The organism is Cytobacillus sp. ABV4_503, assembly GCF_056158445.1.
This window is the reverse complement of record NZ_JBSWTH010000001.1, coordinates 451,771-476,406: the sequence shown is the minus strand read 5'-3', so window position 1 is coordinate 476,406 and position 24,636 is coordinate 451,771. Positions and strand designations below refer to the sequence as shown.

General features: G+C 35.8%; 26 protein-coding genes and 1 pseudogene. 6 read left to right on the top strand and 21 right to left on the bottom strand.

The annotated features are described in order from the left end of the window. The first annotated feature begins 127 nt into the window (after positions 1-127). Positions 128-1,537: a PQQ-dependent sugar dehydrogenase gene (locus tag ACXAD1_RS02470; RefSeq protein WP_474909367.1), complete on the top strand. Its 1,410-nt coding sequence runs from the start codon at positions 128-130 to the stop codon at positions 1,535-1,537. Between the two features lie 83 nt (positions 1,538-1,620). On the opposite strand, the gene ACXAD1_RS02465 is transcribed toward ACXAD1_RS02470, so the two are convergent. The 10 genes from ACXAD1_RS02465 to ACXAD1_RS02420 all read right to left on the bottom strand — a co-directional run bounded on the left by ACXAD1_RS02465 (position 1,621) and on the right by ACXAD1_RS02420 (position 10,136). Then, positions 1,621-2,178, bottom strand: coding sequence for a hypothetical protein (locus tag ACXAD1_RS02465; protein ID WP_474909366.1), 558 nt, complete (start codon positions 2,176-2,178; stop codon positions 1,621-1,623). A 186-nt stretch (positions 2,179-2,364) separates the two neighbouring features. Beyond that, positions 2,365-2,742: a cupredoxin domain-containing protein gene (locus ACXAD1_RS02460; protein ID WP_474909365.1), complete on the bottom strand. Its 378-nt coding sequence runs from the start codon at positions 2,740-2,742 to the stop codon at positions 2,365-2,367. 152 nt (positions 2,743-2,894) lie between these two features. Further along, positions 2,895-3,785: a mechanosensitive ion channel family protein gene (locus ACXAD1_RS02455; RefSeq protein WP_474909364.1), complete on the bottom strand. Its 891-nt coding sequence runs from the start codon at positions 3,783-3,785 to the stop codon at positions 2,895-2,897. A 292-nt stretch (positions 3,786-4,077) separates the two neighbouring features. Further along, positions 4,078-4,530, bottom strand: coding sequence for an anthrone oxygenase family protein (locus ACXAD1_RS02450; protein WP_474909363.1), 453 nt, complete (start codon positions 4,528-4,530; stop codon positions 4,078-4,080). A gap of 212 nt (positions 4,531-4,742) precedes the next feature. Continuing rightward, a complete protein-coding gene (locus ACXAD1_RS02445) occupies positions 4,743-5,624 on the bottom strand; it encodes a TIGR01777 family oxidoreductase (RefSeq protein ID WP_474909362.1) in 882 nt (293 codons plus the stop codon). 78 nt (positions 5,625-5,702) lie between these two features. Further along, complete coding sequence (locus ACXAD1_RS02440; protein WP_474909361.1) at positions 5,703-6,092, bottom strand: thiol-disulfide oxidoreductase DCC family protein; 390 nt, start codon at positions 6,090-6,092, stop codon at positions 5,703-5,705. Positions 6,093-6,245: 153 nt separating this feature from the next. Beyond that, positions 6,246-6,701 carry an SRPBCC family protein gene (locus ACXAD1_RS02435; RefSeq protein ID WP_474909360.1) on the bottom strand — a complete coding sequence of 152 codons (456 nt, stop codon included), beginning with the start codon at positions 6,699-6,701 and terminating at the stop codon, positions 6,246-6,248. Positions 6,702-7,279: 578 nt separating this feature from the next. After that, entirely contained in the window at positions 7,280-7,750 is a 471-nt protein-coding gene (locus ACXAD1_RS02430; RefSeq protein WP_474909359.1) for a DinB family protein, read from the bottom strand. A gap of 167 nt (positions 7,751-7,917) precedes the next feature. Beyond that, a complete protein-coding gene (locus ACXAD1_RS02425; protein WP_474909358.1) occupies positions 7,918-8,379 on the bottom strand; it encodes a GNAT family N-acetyltransferase in 462 nt (153 codons plus the stop codon). A gap of 482 nt (positions 8,380-8,861) precedes the next feature. Then, the gene (locus tag ACXAD1_RS02420) at positions 8,862-10,136 is read right to left on the bottom strand and encodes an IS110 family RNA-guided transposase (RefSeq protein ID WP_474909357.1); all 1,275 of its coding nucleotides are present in this window, start codon (positions 10,134-10,136) and stop codon (positions 8,862-8,864) included. Positions 10,137-11,013: 877 nt separating this feature from the next. Here ACXAD1_RS02420 and ACXAD1_RS02415 point away from each other — a divergent pair. After that, positions 11,014-11,163: a hypothetical protein gene (locus ACXAD1_RS02415; protein WP_474909356.1), complete on the top strand. Its 150-nt coding sequence runs from the start codon at positions 11,014-11,016 to the stop codon at positions 11,161-11,163. Between the two features lie 405 nt (positions 11,164-11,568). Here the strand turns inward: ACXAD1_RS02415 and ACXAD1_RS02410 are convergent, their stop codons facing one another. The 4 genes from ACXAD1_RS02410 to ACXAD1_RS02395 all read right to left on the bottom strand — a co-directional run bounded on the left by ACXAD1_RS02410 (position 11,569) and on the right by ACXAD1_RS02395 (position 14,542). Further along, a complete protein-coding gene (locus tag ACXAD1_RS02410) occupies positions 11,569-11,976 on the bottom strand; it encodes an NUDIX hydrolase (protein WP_071159328.1) in 408 nt (135 codons plus the stop codon). Positions 11,977-12,473: 497 nt separating this feature from the next. Continuing rightward, positions 12,474-13,163 (bottom strand): aspartate/glutamate racemase family protein, encoded by a 690-nt coding sequence (locus tag ACXAD1_RS02405; RefSeq protein ID WP_474909355.1) that lies wholly within the window; start codon positions 13,161-13,163, stop codon positions 12,474-12,476. Between the two features lie 215 nt (positions 13,164-13,378). Then, a complete protein-coding gene (locus ACXAD1_RS02400; RefSeq protein ID WP_206846014.1) occupies positions 13,379-13,849 on the bottom strand; it encodes a DinB family protein in 471 nt (156 codons plus the stop codon). A gap of 177 nt (positions 13,850-14,026) precedes the next feature. Next, entirely contained in the window at positions 14,027-14,542 is a 516-nt protein-coding gene (locus tag ACXAD1_RS02395) for a GNAT family N-acetyltransferase (protein WP_474909354.1), read from the bottom strand. A 197-nt stretch (positions 14,543-14,739) separates the two neighbouring features. Here ACXAD1_RS02395 and ACXAD1_RS02390 point away from each other — a divergent pair, with 197 nt between their 5' ends. After that, positions 14,740-15,654 (top strand): class I SAM-dependent methyltransferase, encoded by a 915-nt coding sequence (locus ACXAD1_RS02390; RefSeq protein WP_474909353.1) that lies wholly within the window; start codon positions 14,740-14,742, stop codon positions 15,652-15,654. A gap of 225 nt (positions 15,655-15,879) precedes the next feature. Continuing rightward, positions 15,880-16,500, top strand: coding sequence for an NAD(P)-dependent oxidoreductase (locus tag ACXAD1_RS02385; protein WP_474909352.1), 621 nt, complete (start codon positions 15,880-15,882; stop codon positions 16,498-16,500). Between the two features lie 173 nt (positions 16,501-16,673). Here ACXAD1_RS02385 and ACXAD1_RS02380 read toward each other — a convergent pair whose 3' ends face one another. From ACXAD1_RS02380 to ACXAD1_RS02370, 3 genes and pseudogenes are all read right to left on the bottom strand, one after another. Next, the gene (locus tag ACXAD1_RS02380; RefSeq protein WP_474909351.1) at positions 16,674-17,159 is read right to left on the bottom strand and encodes a DinB family protein; all 486 of its coding nucleotides are present in this window, start codon (positions 17,157-17,159) and stop codon (positions 16,674-16,676) included. 547 nt (positions 17,160-17,706) lie between these two features. After that, positions 17,707-18,957, bottom strand: a pseudogene (locus ACXAD1_RS02375) (IS110 family RNA-guided transposase); the annotation flags it as partial. A 270-nt stretch (positions 18,958-19,227) separates the two neighbouring features. After that, entirely contained in the window at positions 19,228-19,641 is a 414-nt protein-coding gene (locus ACXAD1_RS02370) for a MarR family winged helix-turn-helix transcriptional regulator (protein ID WP_474909350.1), read from the bottom strand. A gap of 160 nt (positions 19,642-19,801) precedes the next feature. Here ACXAD1_RS02370 and ACXAD1_RS02365 point away from each other — a divergent pair, with 160 nt between their 5' ends. Further along, positions 19,802-20,848 (top strand): NADH:flavin oxidoreductase/NADH oxidase, encoded by a 1,047-nt coding sequence (locus ACXAD1_RS02365; protein ID WP_474909349.1) that lies wholly within the window; start codon positions 19,802-19,804, stop codon positions 20,846-20,848. A 244-nt stretch (positions 20,849-21,092) separates the two neighbouring features. Here ACXAD1_RS02365 and ACXAD1_RS02360 read toward each other — a convergent pair whose 3' ends face one another. Beyond that, a complete protein-coding gene (locus ACXAD1_RS02360) occupies positions 21,093-21,431 on the bottom strand; it encodes a DUF4359 domain-containing protein (RefSeq protein WP_244671331.1) in 339 nt (112 codons plus the stop codon). Positions 21,432-21,576: 145 nt separating this feature from the next. Continuing rightward, entirely contained in the window at positions 21,577-22,110 is a 534-nt protein-coding gene (locus ACXAD1_RS02355) for a DUF3231 family protein (protein ID WP_206845724.1), read from the bottom strand. Positions 22,111-22,384: 274 nt separating this feature from the next. Between ACXAD1_RS02355 and ACXAD1_RS02350 the strand changes: the two genes are divergently transcribed. Further along, complete coding sequence (locus ACXAD1_RS02350; protein WP_474909348.1) at positions 22,385-22,942, top strand: hypothetical protein; 558 nt, start codon at positions 22,385-22,387, stop codon at positions 22,940-22,942. A gap of 264 nt (positions 22,943-23,206) precedes the next feature. Here the strand turns inward: ACXAD1_RS02350 and ACXAD1_RS02345 are convergent, their stop codons facing one another. Both ACXAD1_RS02345 and ACXAD1_RS02340 read right to left on the bottom strand, forming a co-directional pair. Continuing rightward, positions 23,207-23,887 carry a DUF421 domain-containing protein gene (locus tag ACXAD1_RS02345; RefSeq protein ID WP_474909347.1) on the bottom strand — a complete coding sequence of 227 codons (681 nt, stop codon included), beginning with the start codon at positions 23,885-23,887 and terminating at the stop codon, positions 23,207-23,209. A gap of 327 nt (positions 23,888-24,214) precedes the next feature. After that, complete coding sequence (locus ACXAD1_RS02340; protein WP_474909346.1) at positions 24,215-24,634, bottom strand: VOC family protein; 420 nt, start codon at positions 24,632-24,634, stop codon at positions 24,215-24,217. Positions 24,635-24,636: the final 2 nt, after the last annotated feature.

Genomic DNA, 24,636 nt, shown 5'->3' with positions numbered 1-24,636 from the left:
TCTAATAATATTAGACTATCTATAATTGAAGGAGCCGTTTCCAGAATTCCCCTGGCTAACTTGGTGCTAATAGCCGGTTCTAATCATATTCTTATAAAAGAATAAAAATGAAGGGGTGCAAAGTCAGTTGATAAAAGTTAAGGTGGGTTTACGGCCTATTGCCAGTAAGCTAAATTTACCTACTGTTTTGAAAACAGCTATACTTCCAGGCGACTCAAAGGAAAGATTATTTATTGCAACCCAGGTAGGAGAGATCTTTTACACAAGAAACTCAAGCTTAAGGACTTTTTTAGATATTCGCCCCCGAATCCTAAAGCTGGGTGCTTCTGGCGGATATGATGAACGGGGATTGCTGGGACTAGCGTTTCATCCCGAATTTTATTATAACGGTCTGTTTTATCTTCATTATTCAGCAGCCGGCACACAAGGACCAGGTGCTCTTTCTGAATCGTTTAATCCTGACCCGTGTGATCCTGGAACTTTAAACCTCAGGTGGATGGATAGAGAAACACAATATGACCATATTGATACCATTGAAGAATGGATTTTACAATCGAATGGCAGGCCCCAAAAACGAAGGACCTTACTTAACTTAAGAAGGCCATTTTCAAATCACAATGGGTTCAATAGTTTAAACTTTTCACCGGAAACAGGCAAACTTGTTTTAACAACCGGTGATGGCGGATCAGGCTATGATCCATTTAACTTAAGCCAGGATGATCTGGAGATTGCCGGTAAAATAATTGAAATGGATGTAAATAAGAATACTTACATCATGAATCCCCCCATTGTCACACGCTTCAATGAACTTCCCGCAGCAATTCAGGAAACCTTAACGGTAATGGCCAAAGGGGTTCGAAATATACCTGGCATTTCATTTCAAAGGTTTTATAATCAGTATATGAAATATGCAGGGAATGTCGGTCAGGATTTGGTCGAGTCGATTTTTTCATTTGTTCATTATAAACCCCTACCGGTTACTCAGCTTGTTCAAGCTTCTTTGATGAATTCTGAATCTGACAAGGTAGGAGTTATTAACTTTGGCTGGCGAGGCTGGGAAGGTGATATTCCTGCTTCGATTATTCGAGGCTGCACTAATAATGGGACTTTAGATGAGAAGACAATGGCTTATTACAATGAAGCAGCAGCGCTTTCAGCGAGTCGTCTTCGGCCATTAACCAGTTATTTTCATAAAGACTCCAGACCCGATAAGTTTGGAGGTACTGCACTTACAGGAGTGCAAGCCTATATGGGGAAAAGAATCCCTGCTTTAACAGGAAGCGTTGTGTTTACAGATCTTGCCCGGAAAGAATCCCAGCCCCAGGCTAGAGGGGCTTTAGCCTATACCACCATAAGATCAAATGGTGAACAAAATGATTTTAGTGTGATTCAAACCGATTACAATTTTGGATCTCAATCAGCCTATTATGTTAATTTGGGTACGAATCTGAAACAGACCAGATTATATTTAGGGGTTTATGGCTCTATGAAAGTGACTGATTTAAATCAAGGGACTGTCTTTGAAATAGTTCCATGAATCATAACTTTAGATCTCTGCTTAATCCTGATAAATCTCTTACATGGATTGGACCGAAATTAAAACCACTATATTGAGAATCACTAAATGATAATAATTTTTAATCTTTTAATCATGATTAAAGCAATTTCAACCCATAACCAGCTATAAAGGAAAACAAATAAAAAAATACTTCCCGCTGTAAGAAATGAAAAGGAAGAGACGGCTGGACCTAAAACCGGAAAGTGAAAAATAAATAATAACCCCATGATTCCTAGCATTAAAAGGATTGTACCAGCAGCAATAACACTTATTCTCTTCCTGAAAAAGGAAAAAGATACCCCAATGCCAAGCCCTAACAATCCTGTTGTAAAAGGAAATATCATTAGTTCAGATGGCTGCAGGATCACTAACAACATAATTGTAAGAAAATAGGACATTACTCCAAATGGAATGGAAAACATGGAACTTAACATAATAGGTGCAGTGGCAAATGGACTTAAAATATATCCTATACCTGGTAAGAAGCCTCCAGCAGCCTGAAGAATAGCAGCAATACAAGTAAAAATAGACACTAAAATGAGCTTCATTGTATTTTTATATTTATTGAATATTTCTTTAAACAGACGAACCTCATCAGAAATAGGTATAAAAAAATACACCTGTTCACCTCCTTCTATAATGGTTTAAGCGTTACTATACACTATATTTACCATTCTTTAGAGGCGGAACGATTTTTTATAATCCATTTGCAGAAGAAAGTCCGCTGCTGTGTTGCTATCTGGGTAATAATAAGTAAGTTTCCTTCAACCATAAAAAAACAAGGGCCTTATTGGCCCCGGTTATTATTATTTGACTATTACGTTTCCAACCATTCCTTCCTGGAAATGGTACCGGCATATCAGCTCATATGTACCGGGCTGGTCCGGTTTCACGGAAATGTTTGTTTCTTTTCCTGGCTGGATCTCGGCGTCAATTCCGAGCTTTTTCACTGTGAAGGTGTGCTCTTTCTTTCCTATATTTTTCAATATTAACGTTGTGGATGTCCCTTTCGGAATTGTGATGACTTTCGGATTAAAGTAATCATCGTTCAACTCGACCTCAATCGATTTCACCTTAGTCCCAACACCAGATTCGGCAAATACACCGAATGAGCCTAGAGTTGATAATACTACAACCATTGCAAGCACAACGACTAATCCTGTTACCGTTTTTTTCACAGACATTCGTAATCCCTCCTTTCCTAAACACTATTTTTTTCTGATTCACAAAATATTATCACCATAAATTTTATTCCAATGTGCTATCTGAAAAAGTGAATAGACAAGATTTCTGCCGCACCTCAAAAACCGCTAGGTCTCCAATCAGCTAGTTTTCTTTATGTGCTGGGTGAAGGGTGCTCAAGAATCTCCTGTGAATTTTCAGTTTGAACGAACATGTTTGCGGTAGGCATTTGTACTTGATTCTTATGGAATAAAGACATTAGTTCAAATCTTACCTGCCTGGAAGATTCAAAATATTCTTCAGGCTTAACCAGGCCTACCAAACAAAATTCGTACCCAACATGTTTAAGGTTTGGATTCAAGTCTGTAACCCCAATATATTGAAAAGGTTCAACAGCCTCGCCCCCTACACTATACAGGCTATGAACTAATTTTTCATTGCAGATCATACTTGCTTTCTCTAACAATTCCTTAATTCTTGCTGGATCTTCCTGATAACTAACCGTAATCCGTTCAATAACCCGCATCCAGCCTTTATTAAAATTTTGTATCGCTCTAATCTCTCCATGCGGGATGGTAAGGAGTTTTCCCGACCATTCACGAATTTGCATAAAGCGAATACTTATCTCCTCAATGGTACCTGAACTTGTCCCGTTGAAAGTAACAAAATCTCCGACACGAAACTCTTTGTCCGTTAATCTTGCGAACCCTAAAATAACGTCTTTTAACATCTGCTGTGCAGCAAAACCGATGACAACACCGGCAATCCCTGCACCTGCAAGAATACCTTTTATATCTACAAACTGACTAATTAGGTAAATAACAAGGCTAATCGCAATTCCATATCTAAAAATAGACCGAGTTACACCTTGTATCGTCTGTTCTACCTCTTCAGCAAAAAAGTTTGACTTCCTAAAGAACCAATTAATAATACGGTTTATGACAATTGAAAAGGTAATGAGAACCAAAGCAAATAGAGTAAATCTTAAAAGTAAAAACTTCCTTATATACTCAAAAAATTCCTCAGTAAAAGTTAATAGGTCCATCCATCCACTCCCTAAAAAGGAAAATTTCCAGGTTCATCTGTTCCCTTGTCTCTTTACATATTGTTTCCTGAACCATGAATTTTCATTATCATTCCCAGTTTATCTTCAACAATTGGGCAAAAATAAAAAGACACGTCCTATGGAAACATGTCCGTTTGTTAATAAAACAGTTTAAGGTTACTCACTGTTAGCGCAGAAATCCCTGCTGAATTTATCCTCTTCTTATTTTTCAAATGAGACACACCTTCTTACTGCTTAATTACCCTGACCCTTTTGCTCAAAGCAGATATAATTAAATCGTAACTGATAAACAAAGGAACACGAAGCCAAAAAGAAGTAACCAGGAACGAATAGATTGATAGAACATCCATCGTTTTCTTATCTCCTTCCAATCAATTGGCGGATTGTCTGCATCCCACTGTTTGATTGCCTTGTTAATAGGCACGTTATATCTAATAGTTATTATTGTTGCTAAAATGAACATTCCAGCAGAAGAAAAACTGCTTGTAAGCTCGATAATTCCAGGTTCTTTAGTAAATACTGCGACGGACAAGGTTAGAATTACACTTACAGGCATTAATATAGGCATAATAAGTCCAAATGTTTTCAGCGAACCTTGTTCAAAGTATATATGTTGCTTTTGTGGTAAATGGCGGATAACGGGATGTACTAATGCGTAGGAAGTAAACTCAGCACATGCTGTAAAGCCCGCTATTATCAACGTAATAAAACCTAATATATCCAAAATGTAACATCCCCTAAATTTGATTGATTAATTTTATTCTTATCATACAAGCATTGATCAATTTTTTTATTTTTATTTCATGAATAAGTTATTCTTAACTAACCTGCCCCCGTTTGTGAAACCAGAAGGCTGAAGTTAGCAGCCTCTATTTAACAAACGCACCCTTTACTCTAAGTGTAACCCTTCACAATCTTTATCTATAGAACATTTCATTACTTTAGAATATCTTGCAAGGTCTTATCAAGTGTTTTAAAAGTAAACGTGTAACCTTCACGTTCTAACCGGTCTGGAAGAACCCACCGACTTTTTAACACCAATTCTGTTTCTGTTTTAATTATTAGTGAGCCAATCTCCAACATCCATTTGGGCGAAGGTAAACCGAATGGAACATTCATCGTTTTTCTTAGTTCTTTCATTAATTCACGATTACTAACAGGTTGTGGTGAAGAGCAATTAAAAACACCACTTAGCTCTTCTTTATCTTTCAAAAAGAGAACGATTTGAAACAAATCGTCGATATGTATCCAACTAAACTTTTGGTTTCCCGTTCCCTGAATCCCTCCAAGTCCAAACTTCACTAAATTTCGATAAGGTGTCATAACTCCACCATCCTTACCTAATACAATAGCTATGCGTAAGGCGATTTGCCTTGTTTTTGGTAAGTCAAAGGAAAAGAAGGTTTTCTCCCAGTTTGTTGCAACATTAACCGAGAATCCTGAACCAATTTCTCCTTTTTCTTCAGTCATTGGACGGTCTTCTGCGTGCCGATAAATAGTTGCCGTACTGGAATTCATCCAAATGGCAGGCGGATTAGTACACGCCTGTATAGCTTCTCCAAGTATTTTAGTTGTCCTTATCCTTGAATTCATAATTTCATTCTTATTTGCTTCATTGTATCGACAATTCACAGATTTCCCCGCAAGATTGATTAGAAGTTCAGTATCTTCCAATGCCTCTTTAATACTCAATTTATCTTCCCAAGAAATATGTTGCTTTTGCCTTGATATGATATGTACCTCATATCCTAATTCCTTAAATTTGTTCTTAAAATATTCACCAATAAAGCCTGTTCCACCTGCTAAAACTACTTTCATAAAAAAACTCCAATCTGTTTTATAAATCGGCTTCTTACTTAGCCTCCCATAGTTATACTCAAGCAATTTCTTCAAATATTATAAGAACCGTTTTCTTTCTTCGGGGGAAGGTAACATACAGCTTTCTTTTTTGCCAAACCATTTATATCTATTTTTAGCTATAAGCCCATAAAAGAAGTCTCTGATGGGTTTTGGGATAACTAACAGGACATAAGGTATCTTCCATGCTCCTTCCAAGTTTTTGCAAACTCGAAGGGCTGCCGATGATTTAAAGTAGCAATTGTTATCTTCTATAAGAACAAAACTATCTATATCCTCTGGAGCATTATGCTTATTCAATAATTCTTTTCCTAAATAACTTAGTAACGAAGTGAATTTAAAGTGTCCTTTTGGGTCTCTTTTGATGATAAATTGAACGCTTTGGTCACAAAAATTACACTCTCCATCAAATAAAATAATTCTTTCCATTCCAATCCCACCTTTCTTTTAGTATAACGTTTATTATTTCTATATTGTTTTACAATTTTAGTTATTCAACTAAACTGCCACTTTAGTTTAAAAGAAAAAAGCTACTCGATTAGCAGCTGATTTTCAACACAAGCACCTTTTTGTTGACGAAGGTTAATCAATATTTTCAGCAATCTTTTTCAGTGCCCTTGCACGGGAAACAATAAATGCCCTCATATATTTCTCCAAAAATAACTTGTCCACTACAACGCCAATTAGACCGAATGGTGATTTATACTGAAATTTATCAATCATTATGGTTCCGCCAGCTTCTTCAATAAATTGATGGGTATGAACAAAGGAATGGAAAGCCCCCTTCACCATAACATCTACAAACTTATGAGGTTTTTCCATTAATGTCACTTTGGCTGTCAACCTTTGTTTAATACCAAAGTGGATGGCTTCCCAGGTAACAGTATCGCCTTGTTCTAATAACCCTTCTGTCACTCCACTAACAGCTCTTTCCGTAGTTTTAGAGGCCGTTTGAGTATGAATATCTACGTTTCTTGCAAGGTCAAAACATACTTCAACAGGTGCTTTAATAAATCGTTGATGCTCGATAACAGGCATTTTATTTTCTCCTTTTACAAACACTTACTAACACTATAATTATAATTCGTCAAAGTCGATATTAACTAATTTTTATTGAACTAACCTGCCCCGTTTGTTCAAAAAGAAAAAGCTGCCTGATTAGCAGCTGACCTTGAACGTTATCACCCATTATGTATGGTCAAAATTTATTTCAATAATCAACAGAAGTAATCATTATTGCTGGCAAGTTACCTAATGTGGTTTGCATACGGGTCATATAATCCAGAAAGCAATATGATACTTATGGATAAAACCATTACTCCTTCTACTAACAATCCGATACCAATAATTCTGCCATCATTTTTTCGTGATAGAAAACCAATGGAGATAAACAATATTGCAAACATGATTGATATTAGTCCTAAACCAATATTCACTTTTTTCAACACCTTTTAAATAGAAATAGTTAAAAATTCAATAGTAGTATAACAAATAATGGAAGCACCCAACGAAAATCTTATCCTTAGTTAAAGGAAAAAAGCCGCCTATTGGCAGCAGAATTTTTAAAGCAAAACACCCGTTTATTTTTGTACAATTATCAATGCCTTTTTCCAGCATCAACGATGCGATGGCCAAGAACCTTGCATCTTCCTAATTTGAATAATTTGTCCCGTATGATATGCATCATGAAGCAGTATGTCAAATAGCTTCTCTTCAAGAGTAAATTGTTCAAGCACTTCAGTGGTTGTTTTATTTAAAGCTTCTCTTAATTTGCGTTGAACTATTTCCGCTCGTTTAACGACTCCAATCCATTCTTTGTCATCATTTGATTGTTTAGTTAAGTTGAAAGTTTCGTCACCATCAAGATTATGTGGCAATTCACGCCCGTCTAAATTTGCTGCAAGTCTTTCTTTATAGTAAATAAGATGATTAACATTTTCCCAAACTGATTTTGTTGTGTCTCCTGTTGGTCTCCACCTAGCTTGTTCTGCGGTGAGTCCTTCTATTGCATGTTTGAAAGGAGCATACCAACTCTCATTATCGTACGTAGTATCGAGCATTCTTAATAGCAGGTCAGTTCGATTCATTAACATCTTCTCCTTTAAAATTAGGTATCCAATAAGGAGTATTTCACCAAATAAATAAGAAACTCCTTCTTAGACAAACCTGCCCCCGTTTGTTAAATAAGAAAAAGCTGCCTGATTCAGCAGCTGACCTTGAATATAAGCACCCGTTAGTTTAATAACAAAACGCTTTATAGGAAAAGTTCCATTTCACTTTCCTTATTAGTAAAACCCATTTTTTTATATAGTGGTTTGCCATCTTCAGATGCGTGCAGCCAAATGCGTTTAACCCCACTTCTTTTGCATTCATTAATACAATGTTCAAGCAGCTGTTTTGCTAAACCTTTTCCACGATATTCAGGGGAGGTGTACATATTAAGAATGTAGGCTTCAATCCCATTAAGATTTTCTAAATATGGTGGTCTTTTAAACAGAACCATACCACTGATACCTACAGGTTCTCCATTTATTTCTGCCATATAGGATATAAATTCATTATTTGATAATGCTGTCTGTAAATACTTCCTTGTTGCAGTTTCCATAAGTTGTTCTTCTTGAGGAGAACTCAGCTCGTCTAATTCCTTTAGTAGTGCCAAGCGTAAATTGATTATTGTATCGATATGGTCAATGGTGACTTTAATAAAATTGAACATCACAAACACACCCTTCCTTTAGAACACCAAAGAAATATATTCCTCATACTAAGTAAACTTTCCTTCTTCAACTCCCTCAGTTTAATACGGTTTACTCACGAATGCTCGCTTATTCGCAGGATTTCATCCCCCATGGATATATATTTCTAAATTGAAAAGAGTAGATTCTGGACAAATGGCTACGTGAAGACATAGTTAAATAGAGGAGTAGGATTATACTCCAAATTCTACCATATGATGTACTTCTCCACGCCAGCCCTTGGAGGCTTTCCCTCCCATGTCTCAACGGGTCAATTGCCCTCTCATTCCTTCGTCATGCCTATCCAAGGGGTGGAGGCCAGTTATGCTAACCTGATGGGTCAGGGCCCTTTTGTTGAACAAACCTGGTACTCCGTACATATTTGAAATCCTGCGAAAAAGCCAACACTCGATCTTTAAAAATATAAGGGGTAATGATTCTCTTCGAGAAAAAGTGAATTGAACTACGCTGCCAACTCAGTTAACGGCTGGACCTTCTTGGCACAATAAGCTTCGTTTTTCCGCGCAATCCCTACAAAAATCCTAGCTAACTTCCCGATCAGCTTCATTATAGATTTCATTTTTTTCATTTTCTTGACCTTAACATTATTCGAGTGGAGTGCTTTAAATTCTGGGTTGTTCATTACCAGACTCATAGTAGCTAAATAGAGGAAACGTCTTAACCTTGATCTTCCACGCTTTGAAATGATAATTTGCCCTTTCCACTTCCCTGAACTGGCTTCGGCTAGATGGAGTCCTGCATGGCGAAGTAAAGAGTTGCCGTGTGAAAAACCACTTAAATCTCCTGCTTCCCCTAAAATACCAGCTAACGAAATTTCACTAATTCCCTTAATCATAAGTAACTTATTCGCGAAAGGAATTTTAGGGAGTTCATCCTTGATTGCCAGCTCAACTCTTTCAAGTTGTTGAACCGCAAGGTCATACTCTTCGAGTAATTGTTCAAGATGAAATTTATAAGCTTCTAATGCTTGCCTTGTACCAACTGATTTCCTGGCTACATTGAGGAGTAAATAGGCTTTCTTTAATCCAGGCTGTCGCTTCATCAGTAACTTCCACCCGGCCACGATCTCTTCAGGCTTCATGGAACCCAGTTCCATCGGAGATGGGAAAAGCCGAAGTGTTGCGATGGCCCCTTTAGCAGTGATGTCTTTAAATACTTGTCTAAGCTCGGGGAAGACAATATCCACCCAGCGATTCAATTGATTAATCGAGCTTACAAGCCTCTTAACAATGACATCCCGATTCGACATAAGTACCCTGAGCTTTTCAAACGACTCAGAAGTATCCCTTACAAAGGCATAGTAACCGTTCTTCACCATATCTGCTATTACAAGAGCGTCTTTTTTATCACTCTTTGATTGGGTATTATCACGGTTTTCTTTATTTCTTTTCACTAAATAAGGGTTAACTGTCACTACCTCAATATCTTGTTTCATCAGCCATTTAGAAAGGTTAATCCAATAATGACCGGTAGGTTCCATACCAACTATGGCAGCCTCAAGTTTATGTAATCTTTTAATGCTATTAATCCAGATTAACAGGGACGAAAATCCCTCTTCGTTGTTTGGAAAAGTGATTGGATCTCCTACTACAATCCCACGGAAATTCACTGCTCTGGCTACGTGAAATTGTTGTGCAATATCCACACCAACCACAAGATGTTTATCAGTAATTCTTTCTATTAGTTGATTTTGTTTGTCCTGCATTTTAAACTTCATAGTAAGGGTTCCTCCTAAGTTTGAGTTAGAGTCGTGTCTTACTCATATCTTACTGAGGAGCCCTATTTTTTTCAAAGCTCAGAAATAACGATCTACAGGAATGCTAACCTGCCCAGTTAGCCGAATATGAAAAAGCGATCCTCCATTATTGAAGAATCGTATCGTTAGCTGAAGAACAATTCCTATTAATTTCAGTAACTATTGGTTCATCAAAAGAAATAACATCAATGATATGGTCTAAACAGGCTATCTCGTAATAAACAAGTTGTTCTTCTGGAAATACATCGTTAGCGATAGTGCCTTTGTTAATGAAGTCTAAATATCTTGATTTCTTAAATATTCGAAATGACCCCCCTTCAAAGATTTCATAGTCGTCTAAAGCAGTAAATGACTCATTAATAATTGAATAAGATACATATGAATCAAAGTCTAACTGTATTATTGGCTTGTCTTCATCGACTTCTATTGGGTGGGTGTGTGTCTCTTATAATATTTTTACCTTTTTCAATATCTTCAACTTGCTGGCCTACTTTACATCTATCAACAAAAATTCTTAACAAATTGGTTTCAGGTTCTATTAAGCTGTGAAGATAGAAGTAACCTTTCTGATTCATTAGATCCCTATATTCCATTAAAAAATTCCTTCTTTTTCGAAATTTTCTTTATCAAATTCGCTAAATATATTTAATTTCCTTCTTTAACTAAACTGCCCCTTTTGTTCAATAAGAACCTCTATAAAAAAGGCGTTAACCCTTGGATCAATATCCCCACTTTACACCCTTTAAAATTTTTTCTTTCAGTGAACATAAATTTAAGTTTCAATGAGTCAGTTTTTAGGTATAAGTATCTAAAACTTTAATCACTGGAGGCGTCTCTTTTGGCGAACCAAGAAATAGTCATTTATCACGGAAAAGAATATATAATTGTGCATCAATACGATTCTGGCTACGTAGAAATCAGAAATCCAAAAAACAGGAGAATTGAACTGGTACACCAGACGGAATTAACACGGCTAAAACAATCCTAATTCATAGTATAGTAATTGCTTATTTTTATAAAAGATTTATTCATAAATTTAAGGTGATCGGTTTAATAAATCGTCTATGAGGTTATCTGTAATCAGTTGTAAAGTTATTAATTTGTTGGAAAAAGATTCAGAAACAAGAGGGACTCTTAAAGACACATTAAAAATTTATCTTTAATTTGCAGGAAAAAGACCGGTTCAACGGTCTTTTTCTTTTATTTTACATTACAATTCAACCTGTCACTTATGTTCACCACCAAAATGTCATATTGTTTTGCAGCTTGTTCAACTTTCTATATCCCTCTTGTTGAACTAACCTGCCCCTTTTGTATAATAAGAAAAGGCCACCCAATTTGGCAGCCGTATATCAATTAATGCACCCGTTTGTTTAGCTCAAAGTATCTTAAATCAAAATTCGATATAAAAAGGATGAAGTTTTTCGTTTAAACAAAACTCAATTCTTTGCCTGAAATTTTTCCAAGTGACCATTTCCAAGGCTTTTTTAACTGGAAAGAAACCTACCTCTAAACTCTCTGGAGATGTTGTCAGTTCTCCTCCGATTGGCTTTCCCAAAAACAATGTGTTACATATAGAATCACTTACATTTTGATATACTCCACAAAATTTTAAAACTTCAATATCTATACCAGTTTCTTCTTTGGTTTCCCTGATTGCAGCGTCCTTTAATGATTCTCCTTCTTCAACCTGTCCCCCAGGCATTTCCCATCCTCTACGAGGACCTTTAATTAATAAAATCTCTTTTTGTTCATTAAGTACGATTGTTGCTGCTGAAACAATATGTTTTGGTGGTAACATATCCTGACCTCACATTAATAGAGTACTTAATTAATTCCCTGCTTTTTTTCGTTCACCTTTTTCAACAATACTGCCCCTATAGCACAAGAAGCCACTACTTTAAAATCATTATTTATTTTCTAAGTTTTTAATCAGTCTTATTAACCAATACAGTATTATCCAAAGTAGAATGAACTTTGTAGCCCACTCAATTAAATTAGGAACCACATACGATGTGTTTATGCCGATAAATGGGGGTTCACGTAATAATGAGTTACTTTTTTAATTTCCATTCATTAATTCCTGCCTGGAAATTGTCATAGTTTTTTCTCAAACCGGCTCCTATTGTAAAAAAAAGCCGCCTGGAATGGCAGTTGTATCTAGAAGTAACGCACCCTATCGTTTAAGTGAAAACCTTCACAATAATTGTTTGGGGGCATACAAAATTGACGCCTTTTTCCTAAAGAAAAACGCCGTATTGCGGAAGAATTAAAAATCCTTAATAAGACTTCATAACCCTATTTCAAGGACATATTTACAGCTTCAAAAGCATGTATATAGGTTGTGTCAAATAGAGGAACATCAGAATCCTCCGGCTTTACCAATAATCCAATTTCTGTACAGCCCAGTATAATCCCTTTAGCTCCAGATTCGATTAAACCATGGATAACTTTTTTATAATAATCCCTTGATTCTTGATGAATCTTACCCAAACATAACTCTTCGTAAATAATCTTGTTTACAATCTCTCTTTCATTGTCATTTGGCACCATAACTTGTATACCGTTAAACTCCAAGCGTGATTTATAAAAATCTTGCTCCATTGTGTACCTTGTGCCAAGTAAGCCGACAGAATTAATTCCTTTCTCTTTAATTTGGGCTGCTGTTGCATCTGCGATATGCAGCAGGGGGACATTAATTTTCGACTGGATGTCACCTATAACTTTGTGCATCGTGTTAGTACAAATAACAATAAAGTCAGCTCCCCCCTTTTCCAAAGAACGAGCAGCATTACCTAACACTTCACCGGCCTTTTCCCAGGCGCCTTCTGATTGATAACGTTCAATTTCATGAAAATCTAAACTATATAAAAGACATTTCGCTGAATGTAATCCCCCTAATCTTCTTTTAACTTCTTCATTGATAATCCGATAATATTCAACAGAAGATTCCCAACTCATTCCACCAATAAGACCGATAACCTTCATTTTATCCTCTCCATTATCCTTTTTTTATCTTCAGAATTATCTTCGATTAACCTACAAAATAATTCCTTTTTTATTCAACAAAATGGCCCGATTGTTGAAAAAAAGCTAATGACGATTGTTCTACTAAACTGCCACTTTTGTTGAATAAGAAAAGCTGCCTGATTCAGCAGCTGATCTTGAATATAAGCACACGTTAGTGGAAGAAGCTAAATATTTTATTTATGCTTTTCCCTAAAAGCCTTTTTAACTCTTTTAATTTGGTCAAGGTGTCCACGTATATGGGCGACTCGGAATTCCAACAAATCTTTGAATGTCAATCGCGCACCATCTGGATACACTGCAATTCTTTGAAGTTGTTCAGTTGTCAAATTGTGGATAATAGGAAGCATACTGGAGCGAAGCATTTTAAAAAGTAGAAGGTATTGTTCACGATCTAATTGTTCATAAACCAATGAGCTCGCCCAAGCATCTTGGTCAGGTGCTGGTAATAATGGTTCGGGCTCTGACAAAACTTTTTTCATTCTATGTGTAGCCACCAATTCAGAATCTGTAATATGAATAATTATCTGATGTATACTCCATTTATCCTTTCCTGGGTTGTACCTAATCTCTTCCTCAGATAACTCACTTATGGATTCCCTTAACATCGTAAATCCTCGACTGTACTCCTCAATTAAGGCCTGCATCTTTTGTTCCTCCTTTACATAATATTTTCAATCTCTCTTATTTCAAGATAAGGATTATTATTACCTGCTTTGCACTGGGTTTCTTCTTCAACAAACCTGCTCCTTAGTTCAATAAGCGAACCCGCCTTAGATGGCTGATCTTGGTTATAAACAACAACTTTAGCTTATTTAAAGAATTTAGTGGGTTCCCTTTATCCATTCCATTAAGTAAAGGTCATTATAAAGCTCTTTTATTTTTCTAAAACCACACTTCTTATAACTTGATATTGCTCTACTATTATTTTTTTTCACCTCTAATACCACACTTAAGGCACCTTTATTTTTACTAAGTTCATCTAACATCATTAGAATCATTGTAGTGCCTATCCCTTTACCCCATAATTGGGTTTCTCCAATAAATTGGTCTATTCCATAAATATTTTGGTTTGCTGAATAGCCGTATCTCTTTAAATCATTTTCTTGAATCTCATAGTATTGTATATAACCTATTGGTTCGTTTTTGTATTCTACAATACAAGGAATAACATAATGTTTCCCTTCAACTCTTGGACCGTATTTTTTAATCACCATATCTATATTTGAAGGTGGCTCTTCATAGAATTCCAAAACTCTTTGGTCATTTAGCCATTTAACCATAACTTCAAAATCATTACCGTTCATAAGTCGAATAAGCAGTTCATTCTTCAATATCATACTTATTTCCACCCCTATCTTTTCTTAAAGAGTTCTATAAATAAGTCACCTCTCCTTCTTTATCAAACCTGCCAGCACAACCAAATAATTTGACAAAAAATTCTATTTATGCTATAATTTACAACTTATAAACCTCTGTGTATAATAAGATTCTCCTGGCCGGGGAATCTTATATTCGTTTAAGAGGAGGCAATTGAATGAAGCCCAATGAATCCAGTTTAACGTCATTAATATCAGCGTTTGGTCGAGCATATCACAGTCAATATGACACCCCTAAAATTTTTGATGATTATGTTGCACAAGAACTAATTTCCAAAAAAGAGATTTCAGAAATCAGTGAGAATATGATTAAAGGTATACAATTTTTTAACGAAGGTATTGCTCAAACGTTGCAAGGTAAATCGGAAGAAGTCTTAAAATGGATTACACAAGTCCAGCTTTCTCCCACGCCTCTAGCTCGTGCAGCGTATTGCGAAAAAGTATTATTAAATGAAATAATGTTAGGATTAAAACAGTACGTAATACTTGGAGCCGGCTTAGATACTTTTTGTTTCAGACATCCTGAATTAGAAAAAATATTAGAGATATTTGAAATTGACCATCCATCTACACAGGAATCTAAAAAGAAAAGGTTTGATAATGCCAACCTTATAACCCCGGGGAATCTCCATTTTGTTTCTATGGACTTTACAAAAAAGTTCTCCTTTCAAAAACTTATAGATGAAGGCTTTGAAAACAAAAAGACTTTCTTTAGCCTTTTGGGTGTGTCTTATTATTTGACTAAAGAGGAAAATTCACGTTTGATAAGTAGTCTATTTGCTAAAGCCCCAATAGGAAGTTCTATCGTTTTTGATTATGCGGACGAAAATCTCTTTGAAGAAAAAGGAATATCTAATAGAGTCGAAAATATGGTGAAAATGGCTTCGGCAAGTGGAGAACCAATGAAATCCTGTTTCACTTATAATGAGATCGAGAATATGTTAGAAAAATCAGGGTTACTGATTTATGAACATTTGTCACCAGTTAAGATAAATGACCGTTTCTTTAGTAATCGGACGGATTTTTTGACTGCATTCGAAACAATTCACTATATCCACGCTGTAAAAAAATAATATTCTTATTTGCCGCTCAACGCGATTGATGATTGAGCGGTTTTTAATTTCTCTAAAAAGGAATCTCAGTTAATATGTCCTATTAAACAAACCTGCCCCGTTAGTCGAATAAGAAAAGGCTGCCGACGCAAACCTTGGTCTTCAACTTTAACCCTCGTTAGTTTAAAAAGACAATAAATTAACTTATATATTAAAATATTAGTATTTGAAAAGGAGCTCATTATTATGAATATTTTAATTTTAGGTGCAACTGGACGAGTTGAAAGTCAAATAGTTACGTATGCCCTTCATGACAGACATAATGTTACTGTATTAGTTCGTACTCCTGAGAAGATTCAAATAAATAATAAAAATTTAACCATTATTCGAGGGAATGTTTTAAATAATGATGATATCGTATGTGCAATGCAGGGGATTGATATAGTTATTAGTGCACTTAATACTGATGGCACCACCACTCTATCAGAAAGTATGCCACTTATTATAGAAGCAATGGAAAATGAAGGTATAAAACGAATAATAACTATAGGAACTGCAGGTATCCTGCAAAGTAGGACCACGCCAAATTCTCTGCGTTATCAATCAAGTGAATCAAAGCGTAAGTCAACCCGGGCGGCCAAAGAACATCATAAAGTTTATGATATACTCAAACAATCAACCCTCGAATGGACGATTGTCTGTCCTACCTACTTGCCAGATGGAGAAAAGATAGGCAAATATCGTATAGAGCGAAGTTTTTTGCCGGAGGATGGAGTTGAAATATCCGTACCGGATACAGCAGATTTTATATTTAGACAGATAAAAAAAAGCGATTATATAAACTCACGTGTAGGTATCGCCTACTAATAATATTCTTATACTACTTTCATACAGATAAGCTTGATAAACAAAACAATAGACGGGGAAACCCGTCTTTATTAATGTCACAACAGTTGCTATTAAACAATTTCTTCTTCCACAAACCTGCCCCTTTAGTACAATTAGAAAAAAGCTGCTGCCTCTGCAAACCCTTTATTGAATTATTTTGTCGAATGAGAGGAAAGTCCCCTCCCTATAAGGTTTGCAGAAACAGGTTTCCTTCCCAATTCTCTTGCCCAAATTGATAATTGTCCTATATGGTGAATTTCGTGGGCAATGGCATGGCGCATAACTTCACCCCAAGTATCTGTTACAATTCTTCCATCAGGCAGGGTATCGTAAAATAATTGATTTTCCATACTGGCATCCCAGTTGTTCACAAAGTTCTCTACTTCTAAGTGAAATTCTGCGTCCAATTTTCGAACCTTGTCCAAGCTGTTATAATAATCAAAACTCTCCTGAAAGTCCGCTTTCCCCTGTAATAGACGTATCCAGCTCCACTCAACATCAACAATATGGAAAAGTGTATGTAAAATACTGCCCATTCCACCTGTTCGGTTTTGCAAAAGCTCTTCCTCACTTAAATCTTCACACCAGTTATACCAGTCTTTTCGTATCATCCAGTTATATTTAAAAAGTGTTTGCAACAAAACCCCTCCGCAATAAGAAATATATTAACCCTAAAATATACATTAGGAATATAAAAAAACTTTACTTACTATTACTACTTCTTCAGTCATAGTAAAAATTCCTTGTTCAACTCCCTCAGTTTAATACGGTTTACTCACGAATGCTCGCTTATTCGCAGGATTTCATCCCCCATGGATATATATTTCTAAATTGAAAAGAGTAGATTCTGGACAAATGGCTACGTGAAGACATAGTTAAATAGAGGAGTAGGATTATACTCCAAATTCTACCATATGATGTACTTCTCCACGCCAGCCCTTGGAGGCTTTCCCTCCCATGTCTCAACGGGTCAATTGCCCTCTCATTCCTTCGTCATGCCTATCCAAGGGGTGGAGGCCAGTTATGCTAACCTGATGGGTCAGGGCCCTTTTGTTGAACAAACCTGGTACTCCGTACATATTTGAAATCCTGCGAAAAAGCCAACACTCGATCTTTAAAAATATAAGGGGTAATGATTCTCTTCGAGAAAAAGTGAATTGAACTACGCTGCCACTCAGTTAACGGCTGGACCTTCTTGGCACAATAAGCTTCGTTTTTCCGCGCAATCCCTACAAAAATCCTAGCTAACTTCCCGATCAGCTTCATTATAGATTTCATTTTTTTCATTTTCTTGACCTTAACATTATTCGAGTGGAGTGCTTTAAATTCTGGGTTGTTCATTACCAGACTCATAGTAGCTAAATAGAGGAAACGTCTTAACCTTGATCTTCCACGCTTTGAAATGATAATTTGCCCTTTCCACTTCCCTGAACTGGCTTCGGCTAGATGGAGTCCTGCATGGCGAAGTAAAGAGTTGCCGTGTGAAAAACCACTTAAATCTCCTGCTTCCCCTAAAATACCAGCTAACGAAATTTCACTAATTCCCTTAATCATAAGTAACTTATTCGCGAAAGGAATTTTAGGGAGTTCATCCTTGATTGCCAGCTCAACTCTTTCAAGTTGTTGAACCGCAAGGTCATACTCTTCGAGTAATTGTTCAAGATGAAATTTATAAGCTTCTAATGCTTGCCTTGTACCAACTGATTTCCTGGCTACATTGAGGAGTAAATAGGCTTTCTTTAATCCAGGCTGTCGCTTCATCAGTAACTTCCACCCGGCCACGATCTCTTCAGGCTTCATGGAACGCAGTTCCATCGGAGATGGGAAAAGCCGAAGTGTTGCGATGGCCCCTTTAGCAGTGATGTCTTTAAATACTTGTCTAAGCTCGGGGAAGACAATATCCACCCAGCGATTCAATTGATTAATCGAGCTTACAAGCCTCTTAACAATGACATCCCGATTCGACATAAGTACCCTGAGCTTTTCAAACGACTCAGAAGTATCCCTTACAAAGGCATAGTAACCGTTCTTCACCATATCTGCTATTACAAGAGCGTCTTTTTTATCACTCTTTGATTGGGTATTATCACGGTTTTCTTTATTTCTTTTCACTAAATAAGGGTTAACTGTCACTACCTCAATATCTTGTTTCATCAGCCATTTAGAAAGGTTAATCCAATAATGACCGGTAGGTTCCATACCAACTATGGCAGCCTCAAGTTTATGTAATCCTTTAATGCTATTAATCCAGATTAACAGGGACGAAAATCCCTCTTCGTTGTTTGGAAAAGTGATTGGATCTCCTACTACAATCCCACGGAAATTCACTGCTCTGGCTACGTGAAATTGTTGTGCAATATCCACACCAACCACAAGATGTTTATCAGTAATTCTTTCTATTAGTTGATTTTGTTTGTCCTGCATTTTAAACTTCATAGTAAGGGTTCCTCCTAAGTTTGAGTTAGAGTCGTGTCTTACTCATATCTTACTGAGGAGCCCTATTTTTTTCAAAGCTCAGAAATAACGATCTACAGGAATGCTAACCTGCCCCGTTAGTTTAAGTGCATTTCTTTAAAATGTCTAACCTAATTTTAGTATTTTTAACAACCAGGTTATTCAACAATTTGACCCTTAACATAAAGAAAAAGCGCCTTTCTGCTGCAAGAATAGCGCTTTTTCAGAATAAAGCAATCAGAATTAGCTGTCTTATTCAACAAGCCTTTTAATATTTTGTATATCCTTCTCGCTCATTCTAGAACGTAAGCTATCATTAATCAGCAATCGCATCTCACGAATAAATTGTTCTCCTTTTTCCATAAGAAAGATATCAACAGATCGTTTGTCATTTGCATCCGTTTGGCGTTCAACTAAGGATCCGCCTCGATGTTGTTCCAGTCTTGAAACTAAGCGTGATAGAGCACTATGACTCAGACCCACTTTTGGAACTAAATCTGATAACCTAATCTTTTTATGTTCTGATTGTGCCAAGTAATACATAAGGTAAAATTCTTTAATTCCTAATTGGAAATGATCTTGAAGTGTATAATCCATTGATTTCAATATACGGTCATGATATTTCGTCAGATTAATCCAAGCATTAAACAACTCATTATTATTCATGATATTTATCCTTTCCAGCCCTATTTATTGACATTATTATAACACAAGTTATATTATATGCATGCGCAAGCAAGTTTTTTGTTCAAGATTCACCTTCTTGTAATCCAGGTTTCAAAATTATATGCATGCGCAAACAAATAAGATGGAAGGGGTTTTTTGTTTGATTCGTTTATTCAGCCCATATACAATTAAAAATCTTACATTGAAAAATCGTATTGTTATGGCACCAATGTGTCAATATTCGGTCACTAAAGAAGATGGTGCACCAAACGATTGGCACTTTGTTCACTATGTCTCAAGAGCGATCGGAGGAACAGGTCTAATAATAATGGAAATGACTAGTATAACTCCCGAGGGACGTATTACAAATGGCGATCTTGGTCTTTGGTCAGATGAACAAGTACCACAATACCAACGACTTGTTAATGAAATAAAAAAGTACGGCACCAAGGTTGGAATTCAAATTGCTCATGCAGGCCGAAAAGCAGAAGATGCCAATCAACCTGTGGGAGCTTCCGATATACCTGTAGAAGTATTACCTGAAGAAACAATGAATGGTGAACTTAAACCCCCAAGAGCTTTAACAAACCAAGAAGTGAAAGAAACCGTTCAGCAATTCAAACAAGCTGCTGAGAGAGCAATAAAAGCGGGTTTTGATACAATCGAATTGCACGGCGCTCATGGCTATCTCTTGCATCAGTTTATGTCACCAAGCACCAACAATCGTACAGATGAGTACGGAGAAGACCTAGCGCTCTTCGGAGAAGAAGTTATAAAAGCGGTAAGAAGTGTTATGCCAGCAGATATGCCGCTAATCATGCGAATATCTGCCATTGAGTATATAGATGGGGGCTATGAATTATCACACTCTATTGATATGGCAAAACGTTTTAAAAATGCTGGTGTCGATGTTTTTCACATCTCAAGTGGTGGAGAAGGACCTCCTGGAGAACGCAAACCACAAAACACACCGGGTTATCAGGTGCCCTTTGCACGCGAATTTAAAAAACAATTAGGCCTTCCAGTTATCGCTGTTGGTAAATTAAGCAGCCCAGAACTGGCAGAAGCGACCATTTCAAATGGCGATGCAGAACTTGTGGCCATTGCAAGAGGTATGCTTGATGATCCATATTGGAGTTTACACGCAGAGAAGAGATTAACTCATAAAGTTAGTCCGCCTTTTCAATATTCAAGAGGTATAAGATAAGTGATAAGAAGGTTCCTTATTAGGAGCCTTTTTAACCTGCACCCGTTCTATTTCTATTACCTCTTTTTCAAATAAACTGGACCTTTAATGGGCGCTCTAGACACAATTTGTAATTTTATAGATTTGAATTACAGCTTTACCAACTTATGATGGTATTTTGGATATATTGTACTAACCTGCCTCTTAGTCGAAAAAAAAACCTGGATGGCGGTTAATCTTAAACATAGCGTTGAGCAATATTAATTTAGTTTAATATCCTCCAAATGTTTCCGTCATTCATCTTAAAGAAAGTACCAAATATCCCAAGAGTTCTAAAAGTGAATTGCTCACCGTTTTGAAATTCAAAATCCGTCTCATAGGAGGCAAATATGCCAGTGTTTCTAAAATGAGAAGAACTACTCCATATTATCAGATTGTCTTTTGTACATTCTTCATTCCAACCTATATTGTTACAAACAATTCCATTCTCTGTTAATATCCATTTATCAAATTCATCCTTGGTAGGATTAGTAAGCACCATTATAACTATTAAAAGAATTACTGTAAAAATCCCTAATGCAAATCTCCTCTTCTTATTTTTCAAATGAGATACACCACCTCACTGCTTAATTACCCTATTTCCATAATCACATTTTTTATTTCCTTATTCCACTAACCTGCCCCGTTAGTCAAATAAGAAAAGCCGCCTGTTTCGGCAGCTGATTTATATCGTGAGTCCAAGAGAATTTTCACTTGAAATTATTAATATACGGTGGAGCTTCTTGAATCCAATCACGTTCTAACATTAGTTGTTTTAATGGTATTGAAACGGATATATGTTTGAATAAAAACTTTGAGACCAAAAATCCCACATCTGCACGTATTGATTCCGTTATTATTCTCATTCCCTGAGTCATGGCAATAAGAAGGTTAAAAGATAATAAATTAGCGATTTCTTCCTCCGTAAACTTTGCCCCATCCGGAATAGAATGATAATCAGCTATTGGCTTGGGTGCACTAGTTTTGGGTAATGGTACACTTTCTTGCAATAGAAACTCATTTAAATCATTTACAATTTCTTTATGAACATGGAAAACACTCGTAACTATCTCTTTAAATTCAATATCTTGAACTGTATTTATCCATACTTCCTCAAGCCGTAATGTATTTTGACCCATTCCTGCATATAACCATAAATTACTTGCTTCCAATGTATTTAATGGCTTTTTTTCACCATCTAAAAAAGGTTTAATGGTATCTAATAAAGTTTCAAAATAATTCATTTAGACCCTCCCGAAAATATAACATTTTTGAGTTAATTTAACCTTAGATGTCACATTTATTCAGATAGGTAATAAGATTACTCTAAAATTTATCAATATGTCCCCACTAGCTAGGTTTCAATTCTTTCTTTCTAAACCTAAGCCCCTGCACCTATTAGCATAATAAGAAAAAGCATAATTAATCAGTTATAGTGCTTAGTTACTTTAAAAACTTTTGGAATTATATGTTAAATCGAGTTAATGAAGATATAATAAAATATAGGGGGCTGAGGAATTGAGAATTAGGATTTATATTTTGCTAATTGGTTTGATGTTGATTGTCAGTGCTTGTTCTTTTCCATCAAATGGAGTTGCAGACACCATTACGAACCAGTCAAATGAAGAATTTGGAACAGGAATATTTATGCCTGAATATGAAGAGTTTCCAATTACTTCTGCAGAGATTATATATCCACCCACCGGTAACAAAAAAGATTTGGTTGTGGTCTATTCAAAAGAAAAAGGCAAGTTAATGGATGATGAATTCATAAAAAAATACAAAAAGAGTATAGGTTCGAAAGTTTTGTACGGGTTATACGATGGAGAACCTTGGCTTTTTAGAATAACCTACAGTAATTTTAAAATAACGGATGGAGATGGTGATAGCGAAACTAAAGATATAAACGGGGTAGATGTTAAATATAACGAAATAAAAACTAAGGACACAGAGTTGGTAGTGACGTTTTTTAATCTTAAGGAAAGCTCTTATTCTATAGAGTTTTCATTGAGAGAGGGATTAACCAAAGAAAAAGCATTCGAGATAGTCGAGTCTATTATTAAAGAAATGAAATAATTACAAAAGGGATGGAACTTTCCATCCTTTATTTGCAATTTCTTATCAAAAGGGGTGTCACATCTATTCAACAAAACTGCCCCGTTTGTTAAATAGTAAAAAGCCGCCTGCAAGGGAGCTGATCTTGGCATAAGCATCGGTTTACTTTCCATATTTATCATCTCTTACTTGAATATCATACTCTTCAGGCTGATTAAAGTAATCCTCATAGGTTAATGAACTAACACTTCAAGTCATTTGGTATTAGGATAATATTCAAACAGTTTAATTCTCAAAAGGCTGTACAAATAGACCGTCGCCTTCAAGCCATTCTGCTATAAAAACATCTTTGTAGTCAGTAATATCATGAGTATTTAATTGTGACTTTAACCAAAATTCATTAAAGCCCAAATCAATAATTTCATCCCATAAAACTTTACCGTCTCTTATTAAAGTCACTGGAACTGAAACTACTTTTGAAGCCATGTTAAAATCTTCCTGAGTTGTTTTTTGATACTTTGATTTTTTTAAAATACTAATCGAACCATTTGCCTCTAAATAACAAAAGGCAACCTCACGAAGTGAAAAGGTTTCACTCTGTCGAAGTAAACTTTGCAGCTGGTTTATATTCATTCTATTTTTCCTTAACTCTTCTCGGTCTACAATTCCATTTTTAATAAGTGCAGAGGGTTTCCCTTCAAAAAGCCCCCTGAATGCAAGGAATTTTTGACCTAGATATTCAACTGAAAATAGTAATCCTCCCCAAAGGGTCATCGAATAAACAATATAAAATACTCCTATTTTATGATCGTATAAAGCATTTCCTAATAATTCTCCCAATACAATAGATGCGATAAAAGTAAAAGGAGAAATTTGATTAATGATTTTTTTACCCAAAAACTTTACCATTATAAATAGAAAAAAAAAGCCAACTATTAATTCAATTGTTAAGTACGATAATTTCATTTATCTGTGCCCCCCTTCATCTATGACTTAAAATTATATCCTCAACTATTGTTTTCAATAATAGAACTCATCAATATTTTCTCCATTTATTTGAAAATATAAAAAATGACTACATGAGTTACATAGAATTATTAAACTATCCTGCCCCTTTTTTAAACAATAAAAACAGCTGCCTGATTAGCAGCTATTTTAAAACAAAATCGCCCGTTAGTCGGAGATGAAAAAAGAGCTGCCGATCCCTGATGGATCTTCAACTCTCAACCTTTCCCGTTATTGAGGAATGAACGGGCGATGTTTTAATAAAACATTGCCTCCTTATTAAATTATCTATTTGGAAATTAGATATTTTTCTTTGAAGATTGGACTAAGTTCACTCCATACATCAAATTTATTTCCATCTAAATCATAAAAAACAAAATTTCTTCCCGTGTGTCCTCTGTTTTCAATTTCTCCAACTCTAATGTCACTTTGCCTAAAGTCTTTATGTATTGCTTCTAAGGCATTTAATCCATTAACTTCGAATGTTAACGAAAAACGTTCATTACCGTAAATATCAAAGAAATTGGAGCTTTGATTTTCATTAGATTTCACAAGAAAAATACTTTGATTGGCAAAGTTTAATATAGCTTTGTCTTGATCTTTGTAACTTAACTCTGCTCCTAGTTTATTTACATACCAATCAGAGGAAAGATCTACATTAGTCACTGGAATATATGTTGTGCCTACCCTTAATAATTTCTCGCCCATTT

Coding starts and splice junctions, on each gene's coding strand:
- ACXAD1_RS02460 (WP_474909365.1), bottom strand. CDS start 2,742: ATGTCTGTGAAAAAAACGGTAACAGGATTAGTCGTTGTGCTTGCAATG.
- ACXAD1_RS02455 (WP_474909364.1), bottom strand. CDS start 3,785: ATGGACCTATTAACTTTTACTGAGGAATTTTTTGAGTATATAAGGAAG.
- ACXAD1_RS02445 (WP_474909362.1), bottom strand. CDS start 5,624: ATGAAAGTAGTTTTAGCAGGTGGAACAGGCTTTATTGGTGAATATTTT.
- ACXAD1_RS02440 (WP_474909361.1), bottom strand. CDS start 6,092: ATGGAAAGAATTATTTTATTTGATGGAGAGTGTAATTTTTGTGACCAA.
- ACXAD1_RS02435 (WP_474909360.1), bottom strand. CDS start 6,701: ATGCCTGTTATCGAGCATCAACGATTTATTAAAGCACCTGTTGAAGTA.
- ACXAD1_RS02430 (WP_474909359.1), bottom strand. CDS start 7,750: ATGAATCGAACTGACCTGCTATTAAGAATGCTCGATACTACGTACGAT.
- ACXAD1_RS02425 (WP_474909358.1), bottom strand. CDS start 8,379: ATGTTCAATTTTATTAAAGTCACCATTGACCATATCGATACAATAATC.
- ACXAD1_RS02420 (WP_474909357.1), bottom strand. CDS start 10,136: ATGAAGTTTAAAATGCAGGACAAACAAAATCAACTAATAGAAAGAATT.
- ACXAD1_RS02410 (WP_071159328.1), bottom strand. CDS start 11,976: ATGTTACCACCAAAACATATTGTTTCAGCAGCAACAATCGTACTTAAT.
- ACXAD1_RS02405 (WP_474909355.1), bottom strand. CDS start 13,163: ATGAAGGTTATCGGTCTTATTGGTGGAATGAGTTGGGAATCTTCTGTT.
- ACXAD1_RS02400 (WP_206846014.1), bottom strand. CDS start 13,849: ATGCAGGCCTTAATTGAGGAGTACAGTCGAGGATTTACGATGTTAAGG.
- ACXAD1_RS02395 (WP_474909354.1), bottom strand. CDS start 14,542: ATGATATTGAAGAATGAACTGCTTATTCGACTTATGAACGGTAATGAT.
- ACXAD1_RS02390 (WP_474909353.1), top strand. CDS start 14,740: ATGAAGCCCAATGAATCCAGTTTAACGTCATTAATATCAGCGTTTGGT.
- ACXAD1_RS02385 (WP_474909352.1), top strand. CDS start 15,880: ATGAATATTTTAATTTTAGGTGCAACTGGACGAGTTGAAAGTCAAATA.
- ACXAD1_RS02370 (WP_474909350.1), bottom strand. CDS start 19,641: ATGAATAATAATGAGTTGTTTAATGCTTGGATTAATCTGACGAAATAT.
- ACXAD1_RS02355 (WP_206845724.1), bottom strand. CDS start 22,110: ATGAATTATTTTGAAACTTTATTAGATACCATTAAACCTTTTTTAGAT.
- ACXAD1_RS02345 (WP_474909347.1), bottom strand. CDS start 23,887: ATGAAATTATCGTACTTAACAATTGAATTAATAGTTGGCTTTTTTTTT.
- ACXAD1_RS02340 (WP_474909346.1), bottom strand. CDS start 24,634: ATGGGCGAGAAATTATTAAGGGTAGGCACAACATATATTCCAGTGACT.